This is a genomic window from Kocuria sp. UCD-OTCP (genome assembly GCF_000349605.1).
In the GTDB taxonomy this organism is placed as follows: domain Bacteria; phylum Actinomycetota; class Actinomycetes; order Actinomycetales; family Micrococcaceae; genus Kocuria; species Kocuria rosea.
Genome location: NZ_AOSQ01000022.1, coordinates 101504 through 108299, shown reverse-complemented (window position 1 = coordinate 108299; position 6796 = coordinate 101504). Strand labels below are relative to the sequence as shown.

4 protein-coding genes and 1 tRNA gene are annotated in these 6796 nt (G+C 72.2%); 1 reads left to right on the top strand and 4 read right to left on the bottom strand.

The annotated features are described in order from the left end of the window. Nucleotides 1-98: 98 nt before the first annotated feature. The 3 genes from H488_RS27815 to H488_RS27805 all read right to left on the bottom strand — a co-directional run bounded on the left by H488_RS27815 (nt 99) and on the right by H488_RS27805 (nt 4446). Nucleotides 99-175: transfer RNA gene (locus H488_RS27815), tRNA-Met, on the bottom strand. A gap of 46 nt (nt 176-221) precedes the next feature. Continuing rightward, on the bottom strand, nt 222-3209 hold the full coding sequence (locus H488_RS27810) for a UPF0182 family membrane protein (RefSeq protein ID WP_031283016.1): 2988 nt from the start codon (nt 3207-3209) through the stop codon (nt 222-224). Nucleotides 3210-3366: 157 nt separating this feature from the next. Continuing rightward, nucleotides 3367-4446, bottom strand: coding sequence for a YlbL family protein (locus tag H488_RS27805; protein ID WP_017833447.1), 1080 nt, complete (start codon nt 4444-4446; stop codon nt 3367-3369). Nucleotides 4447-4662: 216 nt separating this feature from the next. Between H488_RS27805 and H488_RS27800 the strand changes: the two genes are divergently transcribed. Beyond that, on the top strand, nt 4663-6135 hold the full coding sequence (locus H488_RS27800) for a zinc-dependent metalloprotease (protein WP_017833446.1): 1473 nt from the start codon (nt 4663-4665) through the stop codon (nt 6133-6135). Here the strand turns inward: H488_RS27800 and H488_RS27795 are convergent. Beyond that, the gene (locus H488_RS27795) at nt 6111-6680 is read right to left on the bottom strand and encodes a M48 metallopeptidase family protein (RefSeq protein ID WP_035927587.1); all 570 of its coding nucleotides are present in this window, start codon (nt 6678-6680) and stop codon (nt 6111-6113) included. The two genes, H488_RS27800 and H488_RS27795, sit on opposite strands and share 25 nt — an antisense overlap. Nucleotides 6681-6796: the final 116 nt, after the last annotated feature.

Here is a 6796-nt window from a genome sequence, read left to right as displayed (position 1 = left end):
CCATCGACCCCACCCGCGACTACCAGCCCCAGGCATGACAAAAGGCCCGAACCCACATCCGTGGGTTCGGGCCTTGCCGATGTCCTGAGACATCACAGTGGTTGCGGGGGCAAGATTTGAACTTGCGACCTCTGGGTTATGAGCCCAGCGAGCTACCGAACTGCTCCACCCCGCGGCGACATGTATGACTATACGTGCCGCGGGGTGGACCCGCAAATCGGCTACTCGGCGGGCTGCTCGGCCGGCTCCTCGGGGGCCAGGGCGCCCTCCGCCTCGGGGGCGACGACGCCGTCCGCCTCGAGCGCCCGCTCGATGGCGTCCTGCAGCCGCTGCTGGGCCTCGCCGTAGGACGTCCAGTCGCCGTCCTGCAGGGCCTCCTCGGACTCCTGGATCGCCTGGTTGGCGTCGCTGAGGGCGTCCTCGAGGCTGGCGCCGCCGGCCGGGGCCTCGGCCCCGTCCTCGCCGGCGCCGTCCGGGCTCCCGGCCTCCGCCTCGTCGACGCCCGCACCGGACGACGTCTGGGCCCCGGAGTCGCCCTGGAAGACCTCGTCGAGGGCCTCCTCGAGGGTCGGCGCGAAGCCCACCTCCTCGCCGAAGCCGACGAGCACGCGCCGCAGCGTCGGGTACGCGGCGTCGCCCGAGGACTGGACGTAGACGGGCTGCACGTAGAGCATGCCGCCGCCCGCGGGCAGGGTGAGCAGGTTGCCGTTGATGACCTCGGAGGCGCCCTGGCGGAGCAGGTTCAGCTCCGTGGAGACGTCGGTGTCCGAGTTGAACAGGTTCTGCGCCTGGCCCGGGCCGGGCACCACGGACGAGCGCGGCAGCTCCAGGAGGCGCAGCGTCCCGTACTCGTCGCTCTTCACGCCGTCCTCGCCGGTGCCGGCGTCGGAGTTGGCGGAGAGGTACCCGTACATCACGTTGCGGGTGTTGCCCGTCTCCGACTGCTGCGGGATGAAGGAGGTGGTGAGCGAGAAGTTGGCCTCCTCCTCACCGGGCATCCGCATCGACAGGTAGTACGGGGGCAGCGCCACGTCCGAGTCCTGCGTCGGGTCGTTGGGCACGGACCACACGTCGTCGTTCTGGTAGAAGCTGCCGGAGTCCGTGACGTGGTAGCGGTTGAGCAGCTCCCGCTGGACCTTGAACATGTCCTGCGGGTAGCGCACGTGCGCCATGAGCTCCGCCGACATCTCGGAGTAGGGCTTGAGCGTGCTCGGGAAGACGTTCTGCCACGCCTTCAGCACCGGGTCCTGGTCGTCCCACGCGTACAGGTTCACCGAGCCGTCATAGGCGTTGACCGTGGCCTTGACCGAGTTGCGGATGTAGTTGACCCGCTCCGGCGGCAGGGCCGCCGCGGCGCCCTGGGCGGTCTGCGTGTCCTGCGTCGCCTCCTGCAGCACCGACGGCGTCGAGTACGGGAAGGCGTCCGAGGTGGTGTAGGCGTCCACGATCCACTGGACCTGACCGTCGATGATGGCCGGGTACGGGGCGCCGTCGACCGTCAGGTACGGGGCGACCTTCTCGATCCGCTCGCGCGGGTCCCGGTCGTAGAGGATCTGCGACTCCGGGCGCACGGCGTCCGAGAGCAGCATGTCCGAGGACTGGAACTTGATGCCGTAGGCGAGCCGGTTGAAGAAGTTGCCGATGCTGGGCCCGCCGTTGCCGGCGAACGTCGTCTTGGCGTCGCCGGCCTCGTCGCCGGCCGTCTGCGGGCGGTCCAGCTCGAGGGGCTCGTCGCCCTCGGCGCCGCCCACGATGGAGTACAGCGGGGAGTTCTCCCCGAAGTAGATGCGCGGCTCGTAGTCGTCCGAGATCACGCCCCGGGACGGGATGCCGGACTGCATGAACTGCGGCTTGCCGTCCACCTCGACCCGGTTGCCGTAGGCGGCGACCACGCCGTAGCCGTGGGTGTAGACCACGTGCTGGTTGAACCACCCCTGGTTCTGGTCGGGGTTCAGCTCACGCGTGGCGATGACGGTGTCCTGGACCTCGCCGTCGATCTCGTAGCGGTCCACGTTGAGGGTGTCCGGGAACTGGTAGTAGGGGCGGAACTGCTGCAGCTGCGAGAACGCCGCCGAGACCACGTTGGGGTCCAGCAGACGGATGTTCGAGGTGGTCTCGGTGTCCTGGCGCAGGGCGCCCTGCTCGGTCTCCGTGGTGGCGTCGTACGGCATGACCTCGGCCGCGTCCAGCCCGTAGGCCGACCGGGTGAGGTCGATGTTGCGCTGGATGTACTGGCTCTCCAGGGCCTGCTCGGTGGGCGTGACCTGGAAGCGCTGGACGATCCACGGGTAGATCCCGCCTGCCACCACCGCGACCACGAGCAGCATGGCGGTGCCGATGATCGGCAGCCGCCAGCGGCCGATGAAGGACGCGACGACGAAGAGGATCGCGACGATCAGCGCGGCCGCCGCCAGGATCGCCTTGGTGGGGATCACGGCGTTGACGTCGGTGTACAGCGCGCCGGTCCACGTCCCGGACGTGGACTGCAGCGTGGAGTACCGGTCCAGCCAGAAGTTCGCGGCCTGGAGCAGCAGGAACAGCGCGGCCAGCACCCCCAGGTGCACACGGGACGCCCGGGTGGTGCTGAGCCCCCGCTCGGTGATCCGGATGCCGCCGTAGACGTAGTGCATCAGGATCCCCGCCACGCCGGCCAGCAGGATCGCCGAGACCAGGAACCCGATGAGGAAGCGCAGGAACGGGAGGGTGAAGACGTAGAAGCCGATGTCGAGGCCGAACTGCGGGTCCTCCTGGCCGAACGGCTCCTGGTTGAGGAACAGCAGCACGGTGTCCCACTGGGTCATCGCCGTGCTCGCCGCGAAGAGCCCGAAGAGCACGGGCACCACCACGATGACGATCTTGCGGACCGGCTCGAGGGCCTCCTGGTAGCGGCGCAGGTTGTCGTCCACGATGGACTCGGCCGTGATGGGCCGGCTGCGGTAGGCGAGGAAGAGGCTGGCGAACATCAGCGCCGCCACGAGCACGGCGGCGACCACGAAGATCACGATCTTCGTGACGTTCTCGGTGACGAACACGCTGAGGTAGCCCAGCTGGTCGTACCACAGCACGTCCGTGTAGAGCTGCGTCAGTCCCACGAAGGCGGCCACGAGGACCAGGACGACCACGACCGTCGGCCACAGCGCACCCCGTTTCCGCCGCTGTCCTGCTGGCTGCTGCCTCGGTGGTCGGGGGGCTGTGGGTCCGGCGGTCACTGGTTACCTCTGCAATCGGGGTCGTTCGTCAGGTGTGGTGCGTGAAGTCGTGGGGTGCGGCCTGCGTCGAGGAGGAGCGCCGCCGGCGGGTCGCCGGGGCACCCCGTCCATTCTGCCCGCGGGCTTCTCGGGGGTGCAATCGTGCACACGGCGCCCGTCATCGGGCGGCGCACCCCGGCAGCGCGGAGAGGTCCCCGCCGCTCCCGGCGGCCTCGGCGGCGGCCACGGCGTCGTCGAGGGTGCGCACGGACACGACCGTCAGCCCCTCGGGGACGTGGCCCTGCGCCTCGGCGCAGTTGTCCGCCGGGGCGAGGAAGACCTCCGCCCCGGCCGCCGCGGCCCCCTCGAGCTTCTGCCGGATGCCGCCGATGGGCCCCACCTCCCCCTCCGGGGTGATGGTGCCGGTGCCGGCCACGTGCCGGTCCCCGGCGATCGAGCCCGGGGTCATCTCGTCGACGATCCCCAGCGCGAACATCAGCCCCGCGCTGGGCCCGCCGACCTCGTCGAGCTCGAACGCCACGTCGATCGGGAAGTCGTAGGCGGCCAGCAGGAACACGCCGAGCTGCCAGTTCCCCGACGCCTCGTCGCGCACGGTGTCCACCTCGACGTCGCGCGGCGACCCGGCCCGCTCGACCTGCAGGGTGACGCCGCGCTCCCCCGCCGCGTCGAGAGCCGACTTGAGGGACGGCAGCGACGAAACGGGCTCCCCGTCCACGCCGCGCAGGACGTCGCCGTGCTCGAGCACCCCCTCCGCGGGGCCGCCCGGGACCGTGTCCTGCACGGAGAGCCGGGTGCTGAAGTCCTGGCCCAGGTGCGTCAGCGCGGCGGCGACCGAGTCCTCCTGCGAGCTGCTCATCGCCGCCATGCTGTACTGGTCGGCCTCCTCCCCCGACACGTCCCGGGGGTAGAGGGTGTCGGCCGGCACCACGGAGGCGGACGGGTCCAGCCAGGACCCGAGCACGGTGAGCACGTTGACGTTCTTGTTGGGCCCGCCGGTCACGTAGACCGTGGTCAGGTCCAGGACGGAGTCGCTCGGGTAGGTCGGGGCGCCGGAGACCCCCAGCAGCTGCCGGCCGTCGTGCTCCCCCACCGTGTTGAACGTGGGCCCGGGAGCCTCGATCACGAACGGGGCGGGCAGCACCGTCCCGGCCAGCAGCAGCCCGGCGGAGCCCAGCAGCGCCCAGGACTCGAGACCGCGGCGGCGCAGGGCGCGGCGCGGGCGGGGGGATGCGGTCACGGGCGGTCCTCGGCGTCGTCGTCGGAGGGACCGGAGGCTGTGAGGCCGCACGGTCCGGACGGTCCAGCTTATCGCGCGCGACCCGGCCCTGAGCTTCCAGCGAACTGGGAGTTGGCTCATGGTCGGCCCCGTCCGGTGCTCGCTACGCTGGGAGCAGAGACGTCGGGCGCGCCCGTGCCGCCCGATCCCCCGACCCGATCGAAGAACGGTGGACCCATGACTCCCCAGCCTCCCAACGACCGCCCCGGGAACACCCCGGGCGACGACTCCGGCGACGGCCCCAAGGACCCCTTCCAGGAGATGCTCGAGCGCCTCATGGGGCAGAGCGGGATGAGCCCGGAGGACCTCCAGCGCGCCGGCGTGCCGGTGGACCCCCAGGCGATGTCGATGATGTTCCAGCAGATCCAGTCCATGATGGGCGCCGGGGAGTCCGAGGGACCGGTCAACTGGAAGCTCGCCCACGACCACGCGCGGCAGATCGCCGCCGCCGACGGCGACCCGTCGGTGACCCCCGCCCAGCGCGGCGCGGTCGAGGACGCGATGCGCCTCGCCGAGCTGTGGCTGGCCGACCACACCGAGTTCGGCCAGACCTCGATCCGGCCCCAGGCGTGGTCCCGCGCGGAGTGGATCGAGGCCACCCAGGAGACCTGGAAGGACATGACGGGCCCGGTCGCGGAGTCCGTGACGAAGGCGCTCACCGACGCCCTCACCCAGCAGCTGCCCCCCGAGCTGTCCGCCATGATGGGCGGGGCCTCGGGGATGCTCGCGGGCGCCGGCGGGATGCTGTTCGGGATCCAGCTGGGCCAGGCCATCGGCGGCCTGTCCCGCGAGGTGCTGTGCTCCACCGACATCGGCCTCCCGCTCGCGGAGGGCCGCTCCGGGCTGCTGCCCGCCAGCATCAGGGCGTTCGGCGAGGGCCTGGACATCCCCGCGCAGGAGATCATGCTCTACGTCGCCGTGCGGGAGGCGGCGCACGTCCGGCTGTTCGCGGCGAACCCGTGGCTGCGCCAGCACATCCTGGACCTCGTCAAGCGCTTCTCCGCGGGGATCCACATCGACATGTCCCGCATCGAGGAGGCCGCCCGGGACATCGACCCGATGGATCCCTCGAGCATGCAGGAGGCCCTGTCCTCCGGGATCTTCGCCCCGCAGCAGACCCCGGACCAGGAGGTCACCCTCAAGCGGCTCGAGACGGTGCTCGCCCTCGTGGAGGGCTGGGTGCACGTGGTCACCGTCGCCTCGACCGCCAACCTGCCCTCCGGGGAGGCCCTGTCCGAGACCGTCCGGCGGCGCCGCGCCGCCGGCGGGCCCGCCGAGCACGCGTTCGGCTCCCTCGTGGGGCTCGAGCTGCGCCCGCGCCGGCTGCGCGAGGCCGCGCAGTTCTGGCAGTACGTCGGCGAGCGCCGGGGGGTGGAGGACCGGGACGGCCTGTGGGACGCCGCGGAGCTGCTGCCCACCGACGAGGACCTGGACGACCCCGCGGGCTTCACCGAGCGCCGCGGGCTGCTCACCGCGTCCGAGGACGAGGTCGACGCCGCGCTCCAGCGGCTGCTCTCGGGCGGCTACGAGGGCCCCGACGGCGGGCCCGGCGCGGACGGCGGTCCGGCCACGGACCCTGCTCCCGGCGCGGACGGCGGTCCCGGGCGGCCGGAGGACGACGGGCCTCAGGACGGGGACGGCTCCCGCTGATCCGCGCCGGCGCGTCCTGCGTGCCGGTGCGCCCACGCGGCGCCGTCCAGGAACGCCCGGGCCTTCTCGGCGAGGGGGTAGCGGGCCTCGAGCTCCCGGAACCGGGGACTGTGGTCGGCCTCGAGCAGGTGCGCGAGCTCGTGCACCAGCACGAAGTCGAGCACCCACTCCGGGGCCTGCTGGAGCTGCGCCGAGATCCGGATGACGCCGGTGGCCGGCGTCGCGGAGCCCCACCGGGTGTGCTGCCGCCCGGACCACCGCACGTCCGAGGGCCGGGCCCGGCCGTCGAGGTGTCGCCGCGACAGCTCGTGGGCGCGCTGCAGGAGGTGGTCGTCGGAGCGCCGGTCGGCGCCCTTGGCCGCCTCGCGGCGCCGGCGCTCCACGACCCGGGGCACCAGCTCGCGGGTCCAGTGCTCGATCTCCCGCCGGGTGGCCGTCTGGGGGACCGAGAGCACCACCGTGTCCTCGCTCCAGTGGGCGGACACGGTCTTGCGCCGGCGGGCGGAGCGGCGCACGACGACCTCGGGCTGCGACGGTACGGGCATGGGGCCATTGAACACGCCGCGGGCACGGGCCGCGAAACGCCGGCCCGCGCCCATGTGCACGGCGCTCCGCCGTGCACTGTGGACGACCCGCCGGCGGGCGCGCCGCGGGCACGGTC